At 77.9% G+C, this 913-nt stretch carries 1 protein-coding gene; it reads left to right on the forward strand.

The features are described 5' to 3' along the window. Window positions 1-92 precede the first annotated feature (92 nt). Window positions 93-913: AfsR/SARP family transcriptional regulator (locus tag EAO71_RS35820; protein ID WP_147981982.1), on the forward strand; the 821-nt coding region annotated here is incomplete at its 3' end.

Below are 913 nucleotides of genomic sequence, written 5' to 3' on the forward strand. Positions count from 1 at the left end.
CGCCCGTCCCCCCGCACACCGCGTGTACCGGCGGGGGACACTCCGGGTAAACCCCGAGGCGCCGCGCACCTCCCCCGGGGACAATGACCCGCGTGCGGTATCTCATCCTCGGCACCACCCAGGCCCTCGACCCCCACGGCACCCCCTTCCCGCTCGGCGGCGCCCGCCTGCGCGCGCTGCTCGCCGCGCTCGCCGTGCGGCCCGGCCGGGCGGTCACCGTCGACGAACTCGTCGACGAGGTGTACGGCGACGAGTCTCCGCACGACGCCTCCGCCGCCCTCCAGGCCCTCGTCGGACGGCTCCGCCGCGTCCTCGGCAAGGACGCCGTCGAGTCCACCCCCGGCCCCGGCTACCGGCTCCTCGCCCGGCCCGAGGACGTCGACCTGTACGTCTTCGAGCGCCACACCGCCCGGGCCGCCGGCCTGCTCGACGCCGGCGACCCCGAGGCGGCCGCCGGCCTGCTGCGCACCGCGCTCGCCCTCTTCCGCGGCCCGGCGCTCGCCGACCTGCCCGAGCACGCGCGCGTCCGCCCGGAGGCCCAGCGGCTCGCGGCCGTACGCCGGCGCGTCGAAGCCGACCTGAGCCGCGGCGCCGTCGACGGACTCGTACCGGAGCTGTCCGAGCTCACCTCCGCGTATCCGTACGACGAAGGCTTCCGCGCCCAGCTCGTCCGCGCCCTGCGTGCCGAGGGCCGCCAGGCCGACGCCCTCGCCGCCTGGGAGGACGCCCGCCGCGCCCTCGCCGACGKCCTCGGGCCGGGCGAGGAGCCGGTAGCCGGGGCCGGGGGTGGACTCGACGGCGTCCTTGCCGAGGACGCGGCGGAGCCGTCCGACGAGGGCCTGGAGGGCGGCGGAGGCGTCGTGCGGAGACTCGTCGCCGTACACCTCGTCGACGAGTTCGTCGACGGTGACCG

Source organism: Streptomyces sp. MS191 (assembly GCF_008042125.1).
Classification (GTDB): Bacteria; Actinomycetota; Actinomycetes; order Streptomycetales; family Streptomycetaceae; genus Streptomyces.